Annotated in this window: 22 protein-coding genes; 16 read left to right on the forward strand and 6 right to left on the reverse strand. The window is 27.8% G+C overall.

Translation table 11 applies throughout. The features are described from left to right. Window positions 1-228 precede the first annotated feature (228 nt). The 4 genes from B3J44_RS23450 to B3J44_RS23465 all read left to right on the forward strand — a co-directional run bounded on the left by B3J44_RS23450 (window position 229) and on the right by B3J44_RS23465 (window position 3,788). Complete coding sequence (locus B3J44_RS23450; protein WP_286971840.1) at window positions 229-609, forward strand: DUF4440 domain-containing protein; 381 nt, start codon at window positions 229-231, stop codon at window positions 607-609. Window positions 610-647: 38 nt separating this feature from the next. Beyond that, entirely contained in the window at window positions 648-902 is a 255-nt protein-coding gene (locus tag B3J44_RS23455; protein WP_286971843.1) for a hypothetical protein, read from the forward strand. 441 nt (window positions 903-1,343) lie between these two features. Beyond that, window positions 1,344-2,732, forward strand: a complete 1,389-nt coding sequence (locus tag B3J44_RS23460) for a serine hydrolase (RefSeq protein ID WP_286971847.1) — start codon at window positions 1,344-1,346, stop codon at window positions 2,730-2,732. A 285-nt stretch (window positions 2,733-3,017) separates the two neighbouring features. Next, window positions 3,018-3,788 carry a hypothetical protein gene (locus tag B3J44_RS23465; RefSeq protein ID WP_286971849.1) on the forward strand — a complete coding sequence of 257 codons (771 nt, stop codon included), beginning with the start codon at window positions 3,018-3,020 and terminating at the stop codon, window positions 3,786-3,788. A gap of 406 nt (window positions 3,789-4,194) precedes the next feature. Here B3J44_RS23465 and B3J44_RS23470 read toward each other — a convergent pair whose 3' ends face one another. Beyond that, window positions 4,195-4,899 carry a hypothetical protein gene (locus tag B3J44_RS23470; RefSeq protein ID WP_286971852.1) on the reverse strand — a complete coding sequence of 235 codons (705 nt, stop codon included), beginning with the start codon at window positions 4,897-4,899 and terminating at the stop codon, window positions 4,195-4,197. A gap of 267 nt (window positions 4,900-5,166) precedes the next feature. On the opposite strand from B3J44_RS23470, the gene B3J44_RS23475 reads away from it, so the two are divergent. The 5 genes from B3J44_RS23475 (at window position 5,167) to B3J44_RS23495 (ending at window position 9,291) form a co-directional block, all read left to right on the forward strand. Beyond that, entirely contained in the window at window positions 5,167-5,751 is a 585-nt protein-coding gene (locus tag B3J44_RS23475; protein ID WP_286971855.1) for a hypothetical protein, read from the forward strand. Between the two features lie 169 nt (window positions 5,752-5,920). After that, on the forward strand, window positions 5,921-6,961 hold the full coding sequence (locus B3J44_RS23480) for a hypothetical protein (RefSeq protein WP_286971858.1): 1,041 nt from the start codon (window positions 5,921-5,923) through the stop codon (window positions 6,959-6,961). A gap of 169 nt (window positions 6,962-7,130) precedes the next feature. Then, the gene (locus B3J44_RS23485; RefSeq protein WP_286971861.1) at window positions 7,131-7,859 is read left to right on the forward strand and encodes a hypothetical protein; all 729 of its coding nucleotides are present in this window, start codon (window positions 7,131-7,133) and stop codon (window positions 7,857-7,859) included. 159 nt (window positions 7,860-8,018) lie between these two features. After that, window positions 8,019-8,279, forward strand: a complete 261-nt coding sequence (locus tag B3J44_RS23490; protein ID WP_286971864.1) for a hypothetical protein — start codon at window positions 8,019-8,021, stop codon at window positions 8,277-8,279. Between the two features lie 268 nt (window positions 8,280-8,547). Further along, entirely contained in the window at window positions 8,548-9,291 is a 744-nt protein-coding gene (locus tag B3J44_RS23495; protein WP_286971866.1) for an NERD domain-containing protein, read from the forward strand. 204 nt (window positions 9,292-9,495) lie between these two features. On the opposite strand, the gene B3J44_RS23500 is transcribed toward B3J44_RS23495, so the two are convergent. The 3 genes from B3J44_RS23500 to B3J44_RS23510 form a co-directional block, all read right to left on the reverse strand. After that, entirely contained in the window at window positions 9,496-9,819 is a 324-nt protein-coding gene (locus B3J44_RS23500; protein ID WP_286971869.1) for a hypothetical protein, read from the reverse strand. A 227-nt stretch (window positions 9,820-10,046) separates the two neighbouring features. Continuing rightward, window positions 10,047-11,099, reverse strand: coding sequence for a serine/threonine-protein kinase (locus B3J44_RS23505; RefSeq protein WP_286971871.1), 1,053 nt, complete (start codon window positions 11,097-11,099; stop codon window positions 10,047-10,049). Window positions 11,100-11,101: 2 nt separating this feature from the next. Next, a complete protein-coding gene (locus B3J44_RS23510) occupies window positions 11,102-11,569 on the reverse strand; it encodes a hypothetical protein (RefSeq protein ID WP_286971873.1) in 468 nt (155 codons plus the stop codon). A gap of 544 nt (window positions 11,570-12,113) precedes the next feature. Between B3J44_RS23510 and drt3a the strand changes: the two genes are divergently transcribed. From drt3a to B3J44_RS23525, 3 genes are all read left to right on the forward strand, one after another. Beyond that, window positions 12,114-13,730 carry an antiviral reverse transcriptase Drt3a gene (drt3a, locus tag B3J44_RS23515; protein WP_286971875.1) on the forward strand — a complete coding sequence of 539 codons (1,617 nt, stop codon included), beginning with the start codon at window positions 12,114-12,116 and terminating at the stop codon, window positions 13,728-13,730. Window position 13,731: 1 nt separating this feature from the next. After that, on the forward strand, window positions 13,732-16,065 hold the full coding sequence (gene drt3b / locus B3J44_RS23520) for an antiviral reverse transcriptase Drt3b (RefSeq protein ID WP_286971877.1): 2,334 nt from the start codon (window positions 13,732-13,734) through the stop codon (window positions 16,063-16,065). 214 nt (window positions 16,066-16,279) lie between these two features. Next, on the forward strand, window positions 16,280-17,437 hold the full coding sequence (locus tag B3J44_RS23525) for a hypothetical protein (RefSeq protein ID WP_286971879.1): 1,158 nt from the start codon (window positions 16,280-16,282) through the stop codon (window positions 17,435-17,437). A 75-nt stretch (window positions 17,438-17,512) separates the two neighbouring features. Here the strand turns inward: B3J44_RS23525 and B3J44_RS23530 are convergent, their stop codons facing one another. Then, a complete protein-coding gene (locus tag B3J44_RS23530; RefSeq protein WP_286971880.1) occupies window positions 17,513-18,757 on the reverse strand; it encodes a relaxase/mobilization nuclease domain-containing protein in 1,245 nt (414 codons plus the stop codon). Next, window positions 18,745-19,137, reverse strand: coding sequence for a plasmid mobilization protein (locus tag B3J44_RS23535; RefSeq protein ID WP_286971882.1), 393 nt, complete (start codon window positions 19,135-19,137; stop codon window positions 18,745-18,747). Before B3J44_RS23535 ends, B3J44_RS23530 begins: the two co-directional genes overlap by 13 nt. A gap of 605 nt (window positions 19,138-19,742) precedes the next feature. Here B3J44_RS23535 and B3J44_RS23540 point away from each other — a divergent pair. The 4 genes from B3J44_RS23540 to B3J44_RS23555 all read left to right on the forward strand — a co-directional run bounded on the left by B3J44_RS23540 (window position 19,743) and on the right by B3J44_RS23555 (window position 23,082). Continuing rightward, window positions 19,743-19,967 carry a hypothetical protein gene (locus B3J44_RS23540; RefSeq protein WP_286971885.1) on the forward strand — a complete coding sequence of 75 codons (225 nt, stop codon included), beginning with the start codon at window positions 19,743-19,745 and terminating at the stop codon, window positions 19,965-19,967. 118 nt (window positions 19,968-20,085) lie between these two features. Beyond that, complete coding sequence (locus B3J44_RS23545) at window positions 20,086-20,982, forward strand: hypothetical protein (RefSeq protein ID WP_286971886.1); 897 nt, start codon at window positions 20,086-20,088, stop codon at window positions 20,980-20,982. A gap of 39 nt (window positions 20,983-21,021) precedes the next feature. Beyond that, window positions 21,022-22,053, forward strand: coding sequence for a hypothetical protein (locus tag B3J44_RS23550; protein WP_286971889.1), 1,032 nt, complete (start codon window positions 21,022-21,024; stop codon window positions 22,051-22,053). 132 nt (window positions 22,054-22,185) lie between these two features. Next, entirely contained in the window at window positions 22,186-23,082 is an 897-nt protein-coding gene (locus B3J44_RS23555) for a DUF4145 domain-containing protein (protein ID WP_286971893.1), read from the forward strand. The last annotated feature ends 95 nt before the right edge of the window (window positions 23,083-23,177 follow it).

The following is a 23,177-nucleotide window of genomic DNA, read 5'->3' on the forward strand; positions in this document are numbered from 1 at the left end:
ATGGTACAAGCTATTTTAAAACGAAAGAGAAATTACATTTTCACAGGTCATGGCAAACTTGCTGTTTGGCTGCAAAGATGGTTTCCTGGAGTGATGAGATCTATAATTTCAAAAGGTCCAAAGCCTGATTTATGATTAAAAAGCTTAAATTAAATCTATGTTAAAAGAGCGACTTTATTTCAATATTAATGTGAAATTTGTGAAATGTCTAATTAATAACAAGATGATATGGAAGGTCAAATTATAGAATTGGAAAAAAAATACTGGAACGGAGTTGAAAATAATGATTATGAAACAGTAAGAAATTTGACATTTTTTCCTTGCATAGTTGCCGGAAAAAATGGTATTCAGAGCATCAGTGAGGTTGAGTTCAAAAATATGTTCGACTCTGGGCAGACCAATAAAATAAAAGTGCTGAACATCTATGATGTAAAAGAAAAACTAATTGCCGAAAATACTGCTGTAATAGGATATCGTCTCGATTTTGAGATAGTAGATCAAAGTCAAAAAGCACCTATAAAGTGTGTCTGCACTTCGACTTGGGTTAAAGAAAACAACAAATGGGCATGCGTGATGCATACCGAAACAGAACTGGAAATAAAATCGTAATTTGGTATTGCTTTAATAATGAAATTAACCGCAATTTTATGAGTACTACATTCAATTATGAAATTTATTTTGACAAAAAAATGACAGATGAAGAATCAACGGTATTCTGTAAATTAATGGAAGAAGCAACTACTAATCCGAAATTGATAATTTCGCAAGCTATTGGCGAAGATTTTGTGAAAGGATTTGTAGCATACTGCTTTAGTGGAATGGATAAAGAAAATTCGATAAAATATTTTATTCAACAAATAAATACATTGGATTATAAACTTGAAATAAAAAATTGTAATTGAGGCATCCTTCTTCTGTTCCTCACTAACGCAAGCGTCCCGCCCGTGAACAAAACAATATAAAGCTTCGGAAAAAGTTTGTAAAATAAAAAAGCTTCAGAGAAATCTGGAGCTTTTTTATTTAGTATGAGAAAGCATTCAAATAGCTAACCAGATCATCCTGGATTATCACAATATTTTAGCATGTGTTTCTTGATTTTTTTCTATGCTTTTTGTTTGTATAATCACTCATATTAAGTGCTAAAAAGCCTCAATCAAATTTAGTGTCCTTTTAACAGTTTGTAGTGAAAAAAATATATATTTGAGAGATAAATAATGTATGAAATTTATCACACATAGCTATCCAAATTTGGATGGCTATGTGTGGTTTTGTCATACATGTAAATAAGTTGGTGGCAATTTTGCGAGGCATCTCATCTTCATTAATTAACAAAAAAATAAAAAATGAAATTAACAATTACAATTGGACTTCTTTTAATTGCACATCTTACATTTGGACAAGACAGAATTCAAAAAATTGACAGTTTGCTCAATTCACTTTATTCAAAAGAGAAAATCAATGGAAATTTTCTAATTGCAGAAAAAGGTAAAGTTATTTATAGCCGTAGTTTTGGACTTGCAAACGAAACTACAAAAGAAAAATTGAACGAAAATTCGATTTTTGAATTGGCATCTTGTTCAAAGCAGTTCACAGCTATGGGGATAATGATACTTAAAGAAAAAGGAAAGTTGAATTTGGACGATGACATCAAAAAATACTTACCCGAACTTTCTTTTTATAAGGGTGTAACTGTAAGAAACTTATTGAACCATACTGGAGGTCTGCCAGACTATATGCAGCTTATGGATAGTTTATTTGATAAATCTAAAATTGCCACGAACAAAGACATAATTGATATATTTAGTAAACATCAGCCAAAAATATTATTTGAGCCAAATACTAAATGGGAATATAGCAACACGGGCTATGCATTATTGGCATCTATAATTGAGAAAGCATCGGGTATGACATACGCTGACTATCTAAAAATAGCTATTTTCCAACCGTTGAAAATGAAAGATACCTTTGTTTACAATCGTAGATTATCACCAAAGAAAATTGACAATTATGCTTTTGGTTATGTTTACTCAGATAGTTTGAAAAAATATGTTTTACCAGACGAATTGAAAGAAACTAAAATGGTTATTTGGCTTGATGGTATTGTTGGAGACGGAACAGTCAATTCAACTGTAAACGATTTACTGATTTGGGATCGAGCATTATATACCAATAAATTACTCACAAAAGAGGGAATGAAAGCAGTTTTTGAATTAACAACTTTGAAAGACGGAGCTAAAAGGAATTATGGTTTTGGTTGGGGAATTGAAGAAAATGCTGATTTTGGAAAAATTGCAAACCATGATGGGGGTTGGCCAGGTTATGTAACTTTTATCGATAGACATCTTACAAATGATAAAACAATAATAATGCTTCAAAATCACAGCAACGTTTCAATTCCTTCAAAAGCAATTAGAAATATTTTATATAATAAACCATTGCCTGTGCAAAAAATCAGAAAAGAAATTAGTATTACAACTGAAGAACTTCAAAAGTTTGTTGGGACTTATGAAGTTGAAAAAGATTTTGAAATCAAAATTTCATTAGATAAAGACCAACTATTTTCACAATTGACAGGACAAGATGCGTTCCGAATATTTGTAGAAAGTGAAATGTTATTTTTCTACAAAGTAGTAGATGCGCAAATTCAGTTTGAAAAGAACGAAAAAGGAGAAATTTCAAATTTGTTTTTATTACAGAATGGAAAAAAGATAGAAGCAAAACGGACGAAATAAAAATCCGATAACTCCAATATACAGATAGCGATAACGCGGATTTGCAATCTGTGGCCTAAAAAGAGAATCAAAAAATGGGTAAAAACAAAAAAAGCTTCAGAGAAATCTGAAGCTTTTGTCTTAGTAGCGGGAAGCATTCAAATATCTAACCACATTATTGTGGATTATTATAATTTTATTGAATACGCATCTTAAATGATTTATTATAAAATAAAATATCATGACAATTTTGATAGTTTTGTTGCATATATAAATTAGTTATATTCATAAACAAAACAACAGAAAATGAGATTAATAAAACAACTTGAAGATAAGTTTGTAAATCTTTACGACAATTTGACTAATGCTGATTGTAGTTGGGAGAATAGACAGTATGATTTTTACTTAATTTTTGGACAGGTTGACGAGAAAAAATTTCCTTGGATAAAAACAAATTGGAAATCGAGCTTTGAACCATATTTTGATTTGCTAGTAAAACAAAGTGAATCTTTAAAAGAAACAGGAATTAGGGCAACTAAATTCAAACTTGAAAAACGTTTTTCTAAAAAGGACAATAAAGAATTTGTCTATCATTCTGATTTAAAGCTTGGACGACTTAAATGGAATGAAAAATCACACGAAAAGTGGACAATGTCTGATGACAAGGAGAATTACTTTCTTGATTTCGAACTTTGGTCACCGATTTGGACAATTTGCGAAAAAAGGCAATGTCCTCCAGAAATTTACATTTCAATATCTAATCAAATAGGTTTTGAAAACAAACGGCATATTGAATTTGGATATTTCATTGTAGTTGCAATAGCTAAGAGTTTAAAACTTGATTCCAGACCTATTTTAAAAAAGCTATCGGAAAAAATAAATTCGAAAGCAACAATTTTGAAAACAAGAAGATGGGGTAAGCCTGAAAAAGTAGGGAATTGGACTTTCTTAAATTGGATACAAGATACTTTTAGTAGTGATATATATAAAGATAAAAATTTACATTCGTTCCAATTTGAAGAGTTAGAATTTGAACCAACATGGGAAGTAATATATCGAGATAATAGAAAAGACTAATTTAAGGATAACAGATGTGACAAAAAATATAAAACCTCAAAAGAAATAGTCAAAAACAAAAAAAGCTCCAGATTTCTCTGAAGCTTTATACTTGTAGCGGGAAGCATTCAAATATCTAACCAGATTATCTTAGATTATTATAATATTTTAGAATGTGCATCTTAATTTTTTTCTCTTCTTTGCGTTACCACTCATTTTAAATGTAAAAAAATATCAATCATATAAAAGCCCTTTCATTATTTGTAGTAAAAGCATATGATTAAATAAATAATTAAATGAAATTAACACATATCTCTCCTAATATTTGAATAGATTTGTGTGGTTTTGTCACGCATATAAATAGTTAGCAGAAAGCTTCTTCGAAAATGATTTCGTGGAAAATTTAATGATTTTATCCTTTAAAATTTTATAATTGTTTTTTCTTCTCAAAATCATCTACTATTTGCTCAAACGTCATTTCTTTTAATAATATTCTATACTCCTTAAACATTTTATTGAAATCATTTACAATATTCTCTAATGGAATTGCTATTAATTTATTTTTTTGTTTGTCAAATTCGCTATTAAAATTCCTTATTGCATAAACAGTTGGCTTATCAAGTTGTCTGTAAAATACAATATGGTCATTTATAAATGAATGTTTGTAAGTGTTCGTAATATCATTCACATTCTTTAAAAAATCTTTGTAATCAATAAAGAATCTCACATCATCAAATTTTCTCTCATTCCATTTACCCAATAGATTGCCAATAGAATCTATTTCAATTTTACTAGGATAATCGCCTAAAACTTTTCTTTTTTCAACAATGTATAGCAAAGCTATAAGCTCATCAACTATCATTCTTAAATCTGACATAACGTGAATAATTTCAATGTAAGGTGCGATTTTAATTTTCTTACTAGTCAAACCATTTCTCTGTTTGAGATTGACATTATAAATTTCTACTTTTTCGCATATTGAAACTAAAGTGTCATTCAGATAATCTAATCTGCTGAATATAAATAGAAATTTACTACTTAAATTTCCCCAATTCTCAGAACCTGAAAACTTTGGAATGTCATCTGCATAGATTTCTTTTGTTAAATCTCGATATATATCAAATTGAATCATACTGAAATATTAAAAATTAATTACAACTTTACGAAATTACACAAAAGTTAATTTAGAAAAGTAAACCACTGAATTTATTGCAAATAGAACCTTAATTATAAGCAAGAAAGCCTTCCGCTAACAGCTGTTTGGCGAGATTGGGTTTTTAGGCTTAATGGAAAGTTGGTTTTATACTTGGGAAATTTGTGTTTAACCGAAAAATCTCGCATCTTTATTCTCCAGCCTTAACAATTGCCAGAATAGTGTATGCAATACAAAACCAAAAACATGAACGAAAATTTTCAAGATTTTTTAGCTGACAATTCAGAAGTATTTATAGATTCATTAATAGAAAATGAAGTAATAAAAGAGATACCAATTCTTGGGTCTTCCTTAAAAATTATTAGAGGTATCCAGAGTTTAAGAGATAGAGCTTATCTTAATAAAATAAAATTGTTTTTAGAAAAGATTGGAGAAATTAATAGTGAACAAAAGAAGGTACTTATTAATGATTCAAAAAAAAATGAAAAGAGTCGAACAAAATTTGGAGATGCAATATTTACAACTATTGAACAAAGTGATTCTACAGTTAAAGTTGAATATCTAGCAATTGCATTTGAAGCTTATGTAAATGAAGAAATTAACGAATCTGATTTAAGATTAATATGTCACGTAATAAATAATACTTTTTCTGATGAACTTATTGACATTATAGAAAATGAAAAACCAATAGGTGATTTGAAAAATGTTGTTTCAAGTGGATTGGCAGAAACAAAATACAGAGAAATGACATTTGATGGAAATTCAGAACCCGATTATATATTGTCAAGAACAGCCGAACAATTACGAATAGCTTGGAGAAAATATTGCTGATAAAAGCACTGCAAATAACATCTACTATAGCGGATTAGGGCAATTGGCTTAATAAAAAGTTACATTATATTTGGAATGTTTTCGTCAGTCCGAATTCAATCTTTACAAACTTCAAGACGTTAGAGGCAAGTTTGCCAGAAGCGACAGAACTATCTAAAATTATAAAATTATGAGTAATAGAGTTCAGAGATTTTTATTGAAAGCAGTTCCACTTGATAATCATGTCAAATATTTTTCTTGGCAAATTGCAACATTATGTATTTTAATAGGTGATGAAGATGAAAATTCTGCACTACAAAAAGCAATTAACTTTATTAGATCAGAAAAATGGACTCCTATTTCAAAGATTCATAAATCTACTTTAATTGAAAACTTAATCTATAATCAAGACCAGTCTGTAATTGAAGAATATGAAAAAGTAATATCGGGTAAAGATTCTTTTTTAGTTTTTACTGATAATTGGCGTGGTTTTAAAAATTCTCCTCCTCTATTGTTTCCGAAAATAACGGAAGATTTAATTGATAATGTATTTGAACAAGCAGGAGGTAAGAGATTAGTTTATAAAGAGGAGAATAAAATAAGAAATGCAGATTATGTAATCGATAATTATATTTTTGAACTTAAATTAATTGAAGAAGAACGCTTGTTAAAAGAAAGTGTTCAAAATAAACTTGCCAATTTTTATAATTCCAAAAATTCGAATTTTATTGAAATAACAACAGAAGATTTTGATAAATTAAATTACAGCATCTTTACAAATATCTTTAGGAGTCCTATTCAAGAAGCAATCAAATCAGCATCGGAACAAATTAAATCAACAAAGAATAATATTCTCCATAGTCAAAAGCATAAAGGCGGAATAATTTTAATTAACAATGGAACTTCAAGCTTTACACCACAAATATTTAATGAATGTGTTTATAAGTCTTTGAATAATAACACAAGCAATATAGAAGCATCAATAATTATTAATATTTGGAGTCGAACCGATGGTTTTGAAACAAGTTTTGAATATTTAATTGAACCTAAAAACCCTAATGAAGTTGAAAAAAAAATACAACAATCATTTGTAAAAGTAATTAATGATTTTTTGTCTACATGGGGACATAATTCTTTTATCAAACCAAATGAAGTGACAACTCCTTTAAAGCCAATAAACTTTGAGAAGAATAATGTTACATTCATCAAAAAACAACCTCCATTGAAATAAAATTTATCTCTGCATTACGATTTCCCGTACTGTAATAATGAATTAATGATAGTTATTTGTTATCGGAGAGATTTTAGCGAAATTATATGTTCGAAAAAAAACGATAATTACGGAAATCCATAAAATATAGCAATCCAGATTAATTAAATTCGACAAAAAAAAGATCATTATGAAAAACGTTACCTCTTTGTTTTTATTCTTTGCAGTATCATTTATCTATAGTCAAGAAATTGCAACTACTGAAAGCGGTAGAAAAGTTATTTTGAATAAGAATGGAACTTTTACTTACTCAAAAGATCCAGTTGATACAAATTCAGCTACAAGCGTTATAAAAGGAGTAGTCACATATTACTTTAATAAATACCAAGGTGATAAACCTGATCTTGGAGCGACTGTCGTAGTTGTAGATTCCGCACAAGTCAAAAATTTTGACTACCAATTGTGGAAAAATTATCATTTTGCAAGTTCGTATAGAAACATTTATGAAATGACCAAGACAAGGTACGATAACTGTTCTTTCTTATACAATAATTCAAAGGGAAGTGAAAAAGAAAAGTATAAGGCAGATATGGAGAACGCTCAGCAAGATCTTCATAAGTATAGTAAAGAGTTAGAAAAATATAATGCAGAAACTGATGAAAAATTTAAAAATATAGATAAAGAGTTGTTCCCCACTTTATTTCAATTTCAAAATGGGAAAGAGCCTTTTATAGAAACTACAATAGATAATAACGGTAATTATAGTATAAATGTGTCTCCTGGAGTTTACTATGTATATATAAAATCAAAAAATAGGAAAGGGTTTACAATAACTGACATCTCTGGAAAAACTTATATTGATAAAGTTAAAGTAGCAAAAAATCAAAATAAGAATGTAAGCCACAATTTCACATTGTAAAGTTTACAATTGAATAATCAAAATGCATTTAATATTCATGAAAAAAATAATTACTTTCACGAGTAAATATTAAAAAAATAGATGATATTCAGTTTGCTCAGGGAAGAATAAAAATATGTTTTTTGATTAAAGAAAAAAATAAACTAAAAATAATTATATATGGAAGCGAGTGACGCAAGAAATACAGCTGATGGAATTAATAACTATTCAAGAGATGAAGACTATTTAGAAGATAGAGTTCTAGATGGTATCTATATGGATATTGCACAGGAAACTTCCGAAGGCAAATATTCACTTGAGTATGATAAAACTGCAGGATTAAATTCTAAGGACTTAAGATATTGTAAAGAAAAATTGGAAGAAGCAGGTTATTCAGTGTCTGTAGATTACGATGAAGGAATAATAAATGTAAGTTGGTAGTTTTTAAATATATGGTTTTATGCAATGTTCGCTAAATAAATCCTATGATATGTTGTAAGCAACAGCGCAAATTTGTAATCTTTGTCCAAAGAATGCCAAGGTAGATTTAAAATTATCGAGAAAAGCTTCAAATAAATCTGAAGCTTTTCTCGTTTTAGCAGTGTGAAGCATCCTATTTTACAACCAATTTGCCGAAATTTTTTTATAAACTTTTATTTTATAACAGTCTCTTTTATATTATATTAGGTGAAATTTATAATGGAAATTTATGGAATTAACTTTTCTAATTCTGATTTTTTTACTAATGTTTATTTTTGGTTTTTATAAGTCAAAAATCAAAGGGATAATTGGAGAGAAAAAAGTTTCTTTAATATTATATTTCTTTGATAAGTCAGATTATAAAGTTATTAATAATGTCGTCCTAAAAACGGGTGCAATAACTACTCAAATCGATCATATAGTAATTTCTAGTTTTGGAGTCTTTGTCATTGAGACCAAAAATTATAAAGGATGGATTGTTGGATATGAAAACTCAAAGTATTGGACTCAAGTAATATATAAATACAAAACAAAGTTTTATAATCCTATTCTCCAAAATGAGGGACATATAAAAGCCTTGAAAAATTGCCTAAAAGTATACAGCGATCTAGAATACATATCTATTGTGGTTTTCTGTACAAAAGCCAACATAAAAGTAGATACAAACATTGACGTTATTAATGTAAATCTTCTTATAAAAACGATTAAAAAATATTCACGTGTAAATCTATCAGAAACCGATAAAGAAAATATTTTTCAAAAAATTAATAATTTTAACTTAGTAAAATCGGTTGATCAAAGAGAACATATTAATTCTGTTAAACGAAGAATTAATAATCCTGATAAGAAAATAATTCAAGAAATAAAATGTCCCAGATGCGGTAATAAATTGATTGAACGCCAAGGGAAATATGGAAGTTTTTTTGGGTGTAAATCTTATCCAAAATGTGATTTCACGCAAAAAACGTTTTGATATAATTTATATAACAACTACCGCTGGTGTTAACTACTTAAATCGAATTTAAAAATCTCAAAGAAAGTTTGGATGTTAAAAATCAAATCTTCTATGAAACCTTAGTGTTTCGAAGTAACAAAATCATATTAAGTAGGAAACCAATTTTAATTAAGAAAAATACCTAGACCTTGTGTAAATGTTCTTCCCAGTAGTTTCTTTTATTCAGTAACCACCAAAGACTCTATTTAACGCATTCATTTCAATAATTGTGTCTTTACCTTTATAAATAGAATATGGAAAATTATCTCTCAATTCTTTTTTTATACGATTATCTTTTACACTTCTTAATGCTATTTTAATATTATAGCCTTTTGCAGGAATAATCATTTCAAGACTAATTTTATCATGTTTATCACTAGGATATTCATTTTTTAGAAATATTCGAATACTATTTTTTAAAAAGTCAACATTCTGTTTGAGAATCATTTCAGCGAACGAGTTTTTTCGAATTTTTCCAATTCTAACTAAGTCAAATTTTACTTCCATTTTAGTGAATTTTTGTATTTGTTTCAAAATTACAGTTAGGTGCAGTGTCTATCTCTTAGTTTTTTTCTGAATAGGTAAAATTTTCCAATACCCATTTTCCTCTTGAATTTTATGATTATTAGAAATATCAACGGATTTTGATAATGAGAGTCTTACCTCTAAGCTATTTGATAGATAAGGGAACGAATTTTGACTTCTTGAAAGGTTTTTATTTTGAATCTTTTTTTTCATTCAAGAGATAATAATACCTTCTGAACAGTTTTATCAATCGCTGTGAGTTTAATGTTTTTAATATCAGCACTGGCTATATTTGTTGTGTTGCCAGATGCTTTAATTGTCTTAGTTGCACTCAAATTATAAACTGTTCCGTTAAAAGTTAAAGATACAACAATAATTTTATCATCTAAGTCTAGTGTCCAATTATTGCTGGTACTTGTAATTGTCATTTGCCAGTCCAAAAGAGAATTGATGCTTGAAAGTTCATTCATTAACTCAAGGACAGTTTGATGTCTTGAGCCTTGATCAACACTCATTGCAGTATTTATTGCTTGCCGAAGAAGTTTAGGTATGTGTGAGAAATAAAATGTTCGATCAGGAAAATTTCCTGATTGTATAGCAGAAATATAAGCAGGTTGCGAACTAAAATTTGCAAATTGATTATAATAAACGGTATTTCCATTACAAAGACGATATAGGGTTACACCTGCTGAGTAAATATCATATAACATACTATGTTGAGTTTGGGAAAATACTTCTGGGGGAATCTGCTTTGGATAGTGCATCGAACTTGATGCAAACCCTAACGAATTCATATTTTTTGTGAGACCGAAATCTGTCACAAGAGCTTCGTTATTGTCAGACAATAAAATGTTATCAGGCTTTATGTCAAAATGTATTAATTTCTTGACGTGGATATTGTGAAGTCCTGATAAAAATTGTGTTGAATAACGGATAATTTCTCGTACCGTTAAAAATCTTGAATCAATCAATGTTTTCAAAGATCCATTCTTATAATAAGGCATTGCTAAATATATACAATCAGTATCTTCACAAGCATATTTGATTTGAACTACATGTTGGTGTTCAGATGCATACAGTCTTTTTGCTTCCGTATAAAATTCTAAAGGGTCAGCAATTTTTGCCTTTAAAACTTTTTTGATTACAATCTCTGCATCAAGTTGTTTATCGTGGGATAAATAGACTTGGGAATTTCTCCCTTGTTGACCAATTTCTTTTATAGATTCAAAATTTAAATTTGCGGTTGTTAATCCTATACTCATATTTATAAATTTAATGAGGCTAATCCAACTAAAATAGCTTCTTTACATATTACATCGTATTGATTCCAATTTTCGATCATGTCAAATTCAGCATTTTTGACTAATAAGGGTTTGAATTCTTCTCGAGGAAATCCAATTTTAGAAGAAATATTTGAAATTTGTCCAACAAAGTATTTCATGACAGAACTATTTGACAGTAATTCTTGAAGAATTGCCTCAAAAGATACACGTTGAATACTAATGGATCTTGCAGTACTTTCAGTTATTCTAATCCCAGCATTTTCAACAGAATATTCAAGAATAATATCTTTGAAATTTTTGCGAACAAAATTTAACTGTTCTGGGAAAATTAGTGATAATGGAATAATTAATTTTGAGCAAGATAATATTGAAATCACGCCACTATCTTCTTTTTCAATAATAGCGTAATATATCTCATTTGGAGTTGCTCTGAGTCCTATTGTTGTCATATTTTTTTAAGTTTCAAATATACATCTTTTATTTACGCTAGTTTTTTGCTATCACACCTAGCTTGTGTATATGTTTGATTGGTCTATCATATTTGATTGATCTGATAAATTTTAGTTTTTGGATTTTCCAAAAATAGAATTTTTTATTTCACAAACCATCAAACGGGCTTTTTATTTGTTGAATACATTTCTCACAAAAAAAATATCAATTTCGCTGATCTTAATATTTCGAAGAATTAGTAGGAACCATGAAATTGCCTAACCAATTTATGGCAGTTTATTTTAGTAGTATAGCATGTGTGTTTGGATTAAAACAAATTTGATTTATTAAATAGAGAACATTTCTTATTACTTCGTAAAGCAGTTGAGTTAATCTAGTAAATCAATTTTTAATTACGAGTATAAAAACAGTATTTATACGCATTGTTTATAATTGGAAAATTTATTTTCTTGTTACGGTTTTCCATAATGCGATAATAAATAAATTACTTTAATTTGTTATGGAAACCGAATATGTAAACTGAAAAAAGAAACAAATTTTAAAATGCTAGATCAATCTTTTTCTTATGAGAATTTTAGGATAATCCTTGATGTTGAGAACAGAAAGGGAAACTATCTTGAAAATAAAAAAACATTTAAAAATGCGGACATTTTTCAGAAATCACGTGACATTACGGAGAAGAAAATTACATTAAATAAAAGAATAAATGAGGAATTCAATAAATTGCCTAAAAAACACTTAAGGAAAAAAGAAGACTATAAAGCGATTGATGATCTGAATATTGAAAAAGAGAAATTAATTGAAGAAAGAGAAACAATACTTGAAGCAATACTTTTAGAGTTAGGAAAGATAACTAATAATGAAAATTATAAAATTGAAATTAAAAAAGGGCAAATAAAATTTGATAACCAGCTTTATACAGTTGAAAGTAAACCAGAACACTTTTTTGTTTTAAAGCAACTACAAAGAAATCTCTATAAAACATTTAAGGTAAAACAAGCAAACAGGAAAGATATAATTTCACAGCTTAAATTAATTTTAGATGATGGTTTCCCGAAAGTTATAGTAAGAACAGATATTGAAAGCTTTTATGAATCAATTCCGCATAAAGAACTTTTATCAAAAATTGATGAAAATAGTTTATTAAGTTATCCTTCAAAAAAAATAATTAAAGATATTCTTAATCAATATTGGAAAATATTGGTAAGTGATGGTATTAAAACGATAGACGACGAAAGAGTTGGTGTACCCAGAGGAATTGGTATAAGTGCATATCTATCCGAACTTTACTTAAGAGATTTTGATAAAAAAATAGCAACCTATCCGAATGTTACTTATTATTGTAGGTACGTGGATGATATTATTATAGTGATTACGCCTGAAAATAGGAGGGAAAGTAAATCAATCTTAAATTATAAGGCAGAATTAAAAAGCATGGTTTTAAAAAGTACAAGATTAAATATCAATGCTTCTAAAACTTCTATTTTAGACTTAAGAAAAGAAAATAAGGATAGGAAAAAATCAAAAGATTATGAACTTAATTATTTGGGCTATAAATTTATAATTGGCTATAAAAAAACGACTGCAAGTAAGATCGTATCTTCAACTGATATTCCTTTAAAGCTTATAAAAAATCAAGATAAGTTTAAAAGTTATAATGATAAAATAGGAATGAATACGGATGACTATTCTCTGAATCTATTACAGCAAACAACTACCGAACATATTGAAAGAAAGCCATTGAAAATTTTAATGTCGGACAAAAAATACAATAGATATATTGACAAAATAAAAACTTCATTTGAGGATTTTACGGCAGAAAAATTAAAATTCCCAAATAATCATAATAGTATAAATCGGCTTCTTCTCCAAAGAATTAAATTTTTAACTAATAATTATCAACTAGTTAGAAGGAAAGATAATGTTTTCGTCGGTGTTTATTATTCAAATGAATTTATAAACGATCTAAGTAATCTTATTGAACTTGATAAAGTTTTACAAGCTGAAATAGAAAAGATTGTTGCAAGTAGCAAGCCTTCTTTAATTGATAGACTACAAAAATTATCATTTTATAATGGATTCAATGAAAAGTCATTCTTGAATTTTAATTTTCGTGCTTTTCAAAATGAAAAAATTTTAAAAATTTGGAAAAAATTATAATATGAGGAAAAAAATATTAATAACATATTCTAATGAAAGAGTTGTTTTATCAGATGTTTTACCATATGAAACGCCTCTAATTTTTTCAAATAGGTATTTTTATAATTATTTACTTAAGAGAAGAAAAAGCATTTCAAATCGTAAATTTAGAAATTCTAAAAATAAAGCTTTCTCTATAATTGAAGATATTTTGTTTAGCTCTGGAATTAAAAACAGCCCTTTTATCTTTAATATTAATCATAAAGTAAATGATTACAGAGAACTAAATATTATTCATCCAAAAAATCAAGTACTTGTTTCAGATTTTTATAAAAAATATGAGAGCCTAATTCTCTACTATTGCACTGTAAGTCCATTTTCAATAAGAAAACCAGCAAGTGTTGCAAAATTCACTTTTTATAATGATTTGCTCCATAAAAAGAATATTGATGGAGATTTAGAACATTCGCAGATTGAACAAGATGAAAGTGAATATGAAAATTTAAAATCATATTTTACTTATCAAAAATATAGTAATATTCATAAATTTTTCGAATCATATCAATTTCATAGATGTGAAAAAAAATATAATAAATTACTGAAAATCGATATTTCTAAATGTTTCGACAGTATTTATACCCATACTATCTCTTGGGCAATTTTCAATAAAACTATAATAAAGGATAATATTGATCCTTCCTTAAATACTTTCGCTGGAGAATTTGATAGGTTGATGCAATCTTTAAATGCAAATGAGACTAATGGAATTGTTATCGGTCCAGAATTTTCCAGAATTTTCGCTGAATTAATTCTTCAACAGATTGACAGAAATATATATGAAAGATTAAAAATTGAAGATCAAGATTGTAATAGTCTAATTCATAAGGTAGATTATGAAATATTTAGATATGTGGATGATTTTTTTATCTTTTATAATAATGAAAATGATATTGAAAGAATACTAAAGGAATTCAAATTTTGCTTGAAAGAATACAAAATGTATATAAACGATAATAAATCAATTATATATGATAAGCCAATTATAACCGAAATTAGTTTGGCAAAACAAAAAATTAGTGACTTGTTTCATGATCATTTAAAGTTAAAAGAAAAATCAATTAGCATAAATGAGGAAAATACCGGAAATGTTGCAAGTTTAAATACGGTTTATTTTTCGTCTAATAATGTAATTACTAGATTTAAGTCTATTGTAAAAGAAACAAATGTCGAGTATAAAGACATTATGAATTATAGCTTAGCAGTTTTAGACAAAAGGACTGCTAAGCTCATAGAAAATATAGATTTAGAAAATAAAAATGAGAAATTCCAGAAAGAATTTGAAAAAGGATTTTTAGAAATTTTAGATGTAGCTTTTTTTTTATATTCTGTTTCCCCCCGAGTTAATTCAACTATTAAACTTTGTTTGATAATTGATAAAATCATATGTTTTTTAAAAAAGAATAAAACAAATGGTTACAGCGAGCCTTTTTTACCTCAAAACAAACATAATGTTTTAAAGAAAATTTCAGATGAAATATATTTAATATTACAGAAGAATAAAACAAAAAAAGAAACGCAGATTGAAACATTATATCTATTAATTGCTTTAAGTCAGTTAGGACGCGAATATAGATTAAACCCGAAGGTTCTTTCTTCTTATTTTAATATAAAAATTCATTCAAGTGGCATAATAGAATTTAGCAACAAACTAAATTATTTCTCTATAACGGTCTTGCTTTTTTATTTGAAAGACATTGAAGTTTATAGAGATATTAAAGATAAATTAAAGGAACATATTATTGAGAAGTTTAAGCAAGCAGTTTTTAATTCTAATTGGAAAAGTGATACAGAACTAATTTTACTATTAATGGATGTCTTAAGTTGCCCATATTTAAATGATAAAATAGAAAATAATGACAAAAATAAACTATTACATGATTTAGATAGATTTCATACTTCCATTATTCAGCCAATAAACAATTTAGAGAATTATTTAAAAGACACTAAAACAGCACTATTAGAGATATACAAAAATAAATCTTTAGGAGTAATGGATAAAAGAGTTTTTCAAAAAATATCACATTGCTTTAATGCTTATAAAGATGAGTTACAAAAAGATGATGGATTCAATGTTTATAAATATGAAGAAAATTTAGTAGATTCAATAATGGGTTTAAAAAACAATTTTAATAAAAAAGTAAATAAATATAAATTTAAAAAGGAATTATTAAATTTGATCAGTATTAACAGTAATCAAGTAAACTTAATAGAGCAAGAAAAATTTTGGTTTACTAAATGGACGGAGTTTGATTTTAGAATGGAACTGCAAGCAAAAAGAAGTCAAGAAGTTTATTAAGATATTGCTACAACCGACAGTCAGAAATGACACCACACACAAGTAGCTTCTTACTAACTATACAATTTAGTTTGTAGGAGATAAATAAAAATAGTCTATCGTCGGGGGCTATTTTTTTTAATTTGCATATATAGCTAAATTCAAAAAGCAAAATATTTTAAAACTTTACAAAATGAATTTAGAAATGTCATACTTATTGTAATTTAATACATATATGGAATATACAATTGATTATGAAATAGCAAACTGGAATTTAGTACCTATAAAATACTTAGATTTTTTTCAAAAAAAAGCAAATTACAATATAGACTCAATTCGAGACTTAAACTATAATTGTTTAAGATTATATTCTTTATTTAAATGTGTGGGTATTGACAAACCAAATGGAATTTACACAACGTTTAAAGAAGGACTTCCACTGGACAATTTAATTTGGTGGGATTTTGTAGTTGAAAATGATAAAGGATTTGTTCATCTTGTTAGAACATGCAAACAATTAGAAGTTACCTTTTATCATGAAGATTCTAACTTTAATATACATACGTTTTTTCAAAAAAACCTTGAAAAATATAAAGATGAGATAAATTTTCAAATTTTGAAATTTGAAAAACATATAGTTTATATAAACCATTATAAGAGTTATTTGAATTCAATAACTGATTTAATTGAAGAAGTTCGTAATATAAATTTGGACGAGCCACCTTTAATTAAAGGTCACATAGCTACAAAGCAAGAGATAGATGTTTATCTTTCTGGTCTTAAGGTGTACACAAGCAATTTAATTGCTTTTCATCCAAAAGCTAAATCTCTATTGCTAAATACAGCTTTTATGATTGAATCTTTTATTAATATAATCATTAGAATAGGAGCAAAAAAGGAACTGCTGAATTATGAAGATGTCTTAAAAAAATATCTCAACTATAGTTTTAAGGAAAAGTTAGAAAACATCAAGTTCTTCACTCATATTTTTAAACATGATATAGATATTGATAGACAGGAGATAAAAAATATTTTAGATCTCATATCTATCAGAAATAAGTATGTTCACTTTGACGAAAATTCTAAAATAAACATTCTTGGAGAAGAATATTTTGATGATATATTTCCTTTATTTAATCTTACTAAAAAATCTTTTCAAATCGAAGTTCTGAATAAAGCATACTTAAATCCTTCAAAAGAAAATGTCGAAAAATATTATAAAAGCGCATTTGATTTTATAGAGTATATCTTTAGTTTAATTGACGACCGATACATTGAAAATATTAAAATCTTAATCGAAATAAACCCTTTGAGTTATAACACTAAGAAGAAAGTATATTCTTCAATTTTTCCAGATGCTGGTATTGAATTTTATTTAGACCTAAAGAAATGATTTTTGATAAATTTAGGTAATCTCTAATAACTATGTAACTTGAAAAATGGGAAAGGATAAATGTTTCTCTAGTAATCAAATTCCTCTCTTAATTGTTTTCTTCTTTCTTTGTTTAAATTCTTTAGATATGTAGTCATTTATTTTTTCACCACGAAGGAGTATATCTGCAAGATTTTCTTTTAAATACTCTCTTAATTCAAAATTTTTAAAGTTCTCTGAATTTGTTGAAAAAGAGTTTTGATACTTTCTTTCAAGTGCAAGTATGTTCATTGCACAGCTTTCCTGAATTCTTTTTGCGCTGAATTCTTTTCCCAGACTGCTTCCATTGACAACCGACTGTGTTTTAAAGTCTATGAAAGTAATTCCATAAAGCTTTCCCTCACTGCTTTTTCTTAGCACAGTATGAATGGCTTCATCTTTGAGCCTTTCAGATAATCTCTCAACAGAAGTAATTCTTTCATCAAAAAAAGCCTGTTTCAAAGTATTTCTGACATGATTTTTGCAATATTGCTTCTTTGTTTCGTTTATTCTGAATTTTTCCTCCAGAAATTTTAAGGTAGGTCTGGTGTAGAATTCACTGGCTTTTATGGGCACGCCTATCGGTTTTGAATTCTGGTCAAGTATCTTGTAAAGCAGTCCGTTGTTTTTAAAAACTCTTGATTCCTCGCTTCCTCTGTCAGCATGAACATTATAGAGGTTTAAAACTGCGTTGAGTTCAGGCAGGTTTGAATATTTGTAATCAAATAAAACCTTATTTAAAACTGAATTGATCGCCCTTCTAGACTCTGCTTTTCCGTATTGAACTCTGCCGACATCTATCGGATTTAACGAAAATTGTTCTTTCTGTTTTCTTCCTTCAGCTTTTACAAGCCCAAACATTTCTTCAATTTCTTTTCGGGCAGGTTCTGATTTTCTGATCCCTAATAAATGCAGGTCGATTCTTTTTCCGTCTCTCTGAATGTTGTTTGTCACGATATGGCAGTGCGGATGCCCTGCATCATAATGCTGATAAACCAGATAAGGCTGTCTGCCGAATCCCAGTTTTTCCATATAGATGTCTGCAATTTCAGCCAGTTTTTCTTTTGAATGATTCTCCGAAGGATCAAAGTTTAGCGAGATATGCACTGTATTTCGCTTTGCATTGGTATTGAGTTCTGCCAGTTTTAGAAAGCGGTTTAATTTTGAAGTAAAACTCAGTTTTTCCAGTTCCAGCGGATAATTCACAGCACTGATGCATTCAGCTTTTCCAATCTCAACTTTATTTTCGTTGTAATTCAGAATGCCTCTTATGGACGAACTTGTTTTTATCACTGCAACCATTTTTCTGCTATTTTTTGGGTGTGACCTGAGACCTCTTCCATTTTATCAAAAAGCCTTTTTCTCTGTATCTCGAACAGGTAAAGATGCCCTTTGAAATCGGGAACTGTTTTGAACGTGTTTATCTTTCTGGCGATTTGATTGATATTATTGCCGATTGCCCGTAATTCGGAAGTAAGCAAAGCTGTCTCTTCCATCAGATCGTCTAAAGACTGATTTCTGTAAGTTGCTACAATTGGTTTGTTGAATAAGTGTCTTCGGATATGATCACTTAATTTTCGGCAGGTGCTTGCTCTGAATCTCTTTTCCAGCTCGGCATACTCCAAGGCAGTGAATCGCAGTCCCACGATTCGTGTTCTGTTTGAATTTTCTCTTTTCATCATCTTTCATTTTCATTATTATCAAACTCTTTTCTTTTAAGTTTCTCCACCGCCGAGTTCCGAGGCAATGTGTGGCAAGATAGGCGGTTGTTAAACAACCGTTCATCTTGCAGATTGCAGGAACATGGCAATCTTTGGAGATTCTTAAAAGCAGGCTTCTAATTTAAAGAAAATATTTGAATGTATCATGCGCAAAATATGGTCATGATGGCTGTAGAATGTTACAATGAAATACTTAAAAAAAAGAAAAAGGGAAAAAAGAAAGCAGTCTTTAATTGGACAGTCAGACAGTTGAAGTGCTATAAGTCCCGAAGGGCATTTTTTTGAGGAACGAAGAAAAATGTTATGCGCACTTCTCTGGCTGTGTCCAATACCTTGCTTTGCTTTTTTTCTTTTAGAAGTGGTTCTTGGAATTCTGAAGTTAAAGCAGTGAGATAGTTTTATATTGAAGTATTGATTAGTGTTATAATGTCATTTTAACGGTTAGAAGAAATGATTTCCTGCAAGTAATTTTTAAATATAACACCAGTAATTTGAATGAATTTTTAACTACGCAAAAACATTGCGTACTACATGAATAGCTTTGTTCAATAATTAAATAAAAAAATATGAGCGATTTTCTAGATTATAGCGCAATTAAACGTAAAATTGAAAATGAAGTATGTACAGAGCATAATGTCAGTCCTGAATTTATAAAGACAACAAAAGGATTTCAAATTAATTGCTGCTGTGAAGAATTTAAAAAAAAGTTAATTGAAAAAGCACATAAATATGTTGCTGAACAAACAAAGGTAGCTGTTGAAAAGATGTTAAAAAAAGCATTTAAAAGATAAATCATCATTGAGTATTTGTTCTGAAAAATTTATATACTTTTAATAGATTTCTTCCGATAAAATTTTGATTAAGCTAAGCAAATTAATATGTGCGTAATGCATTTAAGAAAACTAAAAAATGGAAAATAACTTTGATAAAATGCAAGAGATTGCAGGAATTAATAAGACTTTAAATGAGTTTGCTAAACTTGCTAAACCAATTCCAGAAAGTGTAAGACAAATGATTGAAATGCAGAATAAATTTAAATTTACTATTCCTGGTTTTGACTTTCCTAAAATTGATTTTCAAATTATGCCAATTCCAAATTTTGTTTTACCGAAAATTGAAATACCAAAGTTTGGTAATTTATTTAATGAAGAATTTTTAGAAACATTAAAACAAATTTCTACTATTCCAGAAAGAATTAAAAATAATCCGGAATTACAATTTGGTTTTATTAGTGATTTAGAAATATTAAATTTAAGATCTGCTGAGGAATTCAAAGAATCATTGGCGTCTGACTTAACAGATGATGATATTAAGGAAAAAGAAAAAATTTTGAATGATAATCTAATACCATATTTAGAAAATCATAATCTTGAAAACCTTTGGATTGGAGCAACTCAAGTTCTTGAATCTGAAAACAATCCTGATAAATTAAGACAATGCTTAATTTCTTTGAGAACTATTTTAGAATATTTAATTGATGAAGTATTAGCTCCACTTGAAAAAATAAAAGATGTCGAGATGTTTGAAAGTAATTTTAAAAAATATCATTTGGGAAAACAAAATATCGAATTGGTAAAAATTAAAAGAGCACAAAAAATAGAATATTTTACATCAAAATTTGAATATGGCACGCTTGAAGATTTTACAAAAAATGAAATTCAATATGTTTGTGATTGTTATTCTATTTTATGTAATGTTCATCAGCCAAATATTGGATTAACTGAAAATCAAGTTAGAAGCTTAAAAGTAAAGACGGGAATAACAATTTGGTTATTAGCTTACTTATATGATATTTTGGAAGAATAAAATGCAAGCATAAAGTTTTATAAAATAATAAAGAAGATTATGAGTCAAAAAGATATACTTAAGCATTTTGCCTTATTGGAAGAAGTTGAAATATCTAGTAAATTAATAGTACTTGGGTTTGGTGAGCTTCAAAATATTAGTTTAAACAATAATTTTCATTTTTTACCTTTTCAACTTTTATCACAAGGTTTTGAAAGATTCATGAAATCATATATTTGCCTTGCATATCACAATGAAAATAGCGAGTACCCCACTTTTAAGTACCTTAAAAATCTTGGTCACGATTTGGAATCGCTATTAAAAGAAATTATTGATAATTATTATTTTGATTTTAAAAGACCTCAATATAATAATGATATTGAATTTTTAAAAAACGATGAAGACTTAAAAGAATTACTTTTTATAATATCAGAATTTGGTAAAAAGTCAAGGTACTACAATTTTGATCTAATAACTGAAAATAAAGTAATTCCCTTAAACGCAAAGGAATTATGGACAGAATTTGAAAATAAACATTTATTTAGAGATGAGAAATTATTGTCAAAACTATCTAGTAGAGAAACTGAACATGAAGTTTTTTACAAATTAAATAGTATTATAATTATAATTTTTGAACGATTTATTTCAGCCTTATCAAGACAAATTATTTTTAATTGCATTGGAGAAAAGGCAAAACAAATATCGTCTACATCTTTTTATGATTTTGGATTGCTTTACGAAAAGGATTTTGGAAATAGAGATTATAGAAAAAACACAACTCGATATAAAGAAACACCTAAACAAGTATATAAAAGAACATTAGAAGATGATTTAGAAAGAAAAATAAATCCAAACATAAAATATAAGAAGATTTTAAAATCTGAATTTGATGGAGATTGGCCATTTTATGCAGATGAAGTAGTTATTGAGTGTAGAGACAAACATTGGTGTGTTATTGAGATTGATGGACATTATTATGCATTAAATGGATCAGCAAAAGGAAGGTATAAGCTTGATAATCCGCAAGATGCAGGCATGGTATTGATGGATAAAAATTTCGGTGGTTTTATTAAAATGGCTCTTGAATTATAAAATGATTTATAACAGTGATTTTATATTCGTTTAGTAGAAACACATCTTTATGCCAAAGATATTTTTTTAGACAAGATATAAACTTATAGATGGATGTAATAATTAAATGCAAGGATTTAAATTATGGAAAATATGAAAGAAAAATATTTTTGTAAAAATTGTAAAGGTTTAAGAAATCATAAAGAACTTTTCAAAAAAGAATTGAGAGGTGGTGATGAAAATGACTTTTTTATGTGGATTGAAAATTATTGTGTTATAGAATGTTTAGGTTGTGAAAATATATCTTTCTTAAAAGTATATGGGGATACAGAAATGGTCGAGCATGATGAAGAAGGTAATGCTGATTATTTTTTTGATAAAATGATTTTTCCTTTTTATCTAGAAAAAGCTAATGAATTGGAACATCAACATTACATTCCTGAAAATATTCGAACTATATATACTGAAACTATCATGGCTTTCAAAGCTGATTTGTCAATTCTCACAGCTGGAGGTCTAAGAGCGATAATTGAAGCATTATGTAATCACTTAAAAATTAAGGATAATAACCTATCCGTTAGAATTGATTTACTTAATAAAAAAGGACATCTTACATTAAGTGAATCCAAAAGATTACATTCAATAAGATTTATGGGAAATGATGCTTTACATGAAATTGTAAAACCTAAAAAAGAGCATTTGTATTTATTACTTGAAATCGTAAATCATTTATTAGCAAATCTTTTTATTAATGATAAAATAATTAAAGGGAAAGTTGAAACTTTAGTTGATAGCTACGATGAATTTTTTAGACTTATAAGAGCTAAAATAACTAAAGAAATGGTGACCAGTAAATTGACACTTTTACAAATTCTGGATAAATCTAGAAAATTACTATCTAAAGAAAACATCATTGAATACGAAAATAAGCTTATTGAAGAAATCAGTGATGGTAAACATGATTTTATAAAATTTGAAATTCATGAAGGAGTAAATTTATATGAAATAATAAAAGTGCCCTCTCAATATTTTAGCATTAAATCATTGTAATAATAAATTGCAGTCTGCTCAAGGAAGTGTTTTTTATAAAAAGTTATTGGAATATCTTCTGTCTTCATAAAAATATTAATTCGCATAAAAAGAGA

The organism is Flavobacterium sp. UBA4854 (assembly GCF_002399805.1).
In the GTDB taxonomy this organism is placed as follows: domain Bacteria; phylum Bacteroidota; class Bacteroidia; order Flavobacteriales; family Flavobacteriaceae; genus Flavobacterium; species Flavobacterium ginsengisoli.

Coding starts and splice junctions, on each gene's coding strand:
- B3J44_RS23490 (WP_286971864.1), top strand. CDS start 8,019: ATGGAAGCGAGTGACGCAAGAAATACAGCTGATGGAATTAATAACTAT.
- B3J44_RS23480 (WP_286971858.1), top strand. CDS start 5,921: ATGAGTAATAGAGTTCAGAGATTTTTATTGAAAGCAGTTCCACTTGAT.
- B3J44_RS23495 (WP_286971866.1), top strand. CDS start 8,548: ATGGAATTAACTTTTCTAATTCTGATTTTTTTACTAATGTTTATTTTT.
- B3J44_RS23485 (WP_286971861.1), top strand. CDS start 7,131: ATGAAAAACGTTACCTCTTTGTTTTTATTCTTTGCAGTATCATTTATC.
- B3J44_RS23550 (WP_286971889.1), top strand. CDS start 21,022: ATGAGTCAAAAAGATATACTTAAGCATTTTGCCTTATTGGAAGAAGTT.
- B3J44_RS23555 (WP_286971893.1), top strand. CDS start 22,186: ATGAAAGAAAAATATTTTTGTAAAAATTGTAAAGGTTTAAGAAATCAT.
- B3J44_RS23465 (WP_286971849.1), top strand. CDS start 3,018: ATGAGATTAATAAAACAACTTGAAGATAAGTTTGTAAATCTTTACGAC.
- drt3b (WP_286971877.1), top strand. CDS start 13,732: ATGAGGAAAAAAATATTAATAACATATTCTAATGAAAGAGTTGTTTTA.
- B3J44_RS23525 (WP_286971879.1), top strand. CDS start 16,280: ATGGAATATACAATTGATTATGAAATAGCAAACTGGAATTTAGTACCT.
- B3J44_RS23450 (WP_286971840.1), top strand. CDS start 229: ATGGAAGGTCAAATTATAGAATTGGAAAAAAAATACTGGAACGGAGTT.
- B3J44_RS23470 (WP_286971852.1), bottom strand. CDS start 4,899: ATGATTCAATTTGATATATATCGAGATTTAACAAAAGAAATCTATGCA.
- B3J44_RS23455 (WP_286971843.1), top strand. CDS start 648: ATGAGTACTACATTCAATTATGAAATTTATTTTGACAAAAAAATGACA.
- B3J44_RS23505 (WP_286971871.1), bottom strand. CDS start 11,099: ATGAGTATAGGATTAACAACCGCAAATTTAAATTTTGAATCTATAAAA.
- B3J44_RS23460 (WP_286971847.1), top strand. CDS start 1,344: ATGAAATTAACAATTACAATTGGACTTCTTTTAATTGCACATCTTACA.
- B3J44_RS23500 (WP_286971869.1), bottom strand. CDS start 9,819: ATGGAAGTAAAATTTGACTTAGTTAGAATTGGAAAAATTCGAAAAAAC.
- B3J44_RS23540 (WP_286971885.1), top strand. CDS start 19,743: ATGAGCGATTTTCTAGATTATAGCGCAATTAAACGTAAAATTGAAAAT.
- drt3a (WP_286971875.1), top strand. CDS start 12,114: ATGCTAGATCAATCTTTTTCTTATGAGAATTTTAGGATAATCCTTGAT.
- B3J44_RS23510 (WP_286971873.1), bottom strand. CDS start 11,569: ATGACAACAATAGGACTCAGAGCAACTCCAAATGAGATATATTACGCT.
- B3J44_RS23530 (WP_286971880.1), bottom strand. CDS start 18,757: ATGGTTGCAGTGATAAAAACAAGTTCGTCCATAAGAGGCATTCTGAAT.
- B3J44_RS23545 (WP_286971886.1), top strand. CDS start 20,086: ATGGAAAATAACTTTGATAAAATGCAAGAGATTGCAGGAATTAATAAG.
- B3J44_RS23475 (WP_286971855.1), top strand. CDS start 5,167: ATGAACGAAAATTTTCAAGATTTTTTAGCTGACAATTCAGAAGTATTT.
- B3J44_RS23535 (WP_286971882.1), bottom strand. CDS start 19,137: ATGATGAAAAGAGAAAATTCAAACAGAACACGAATCGTGGGACTGCGA.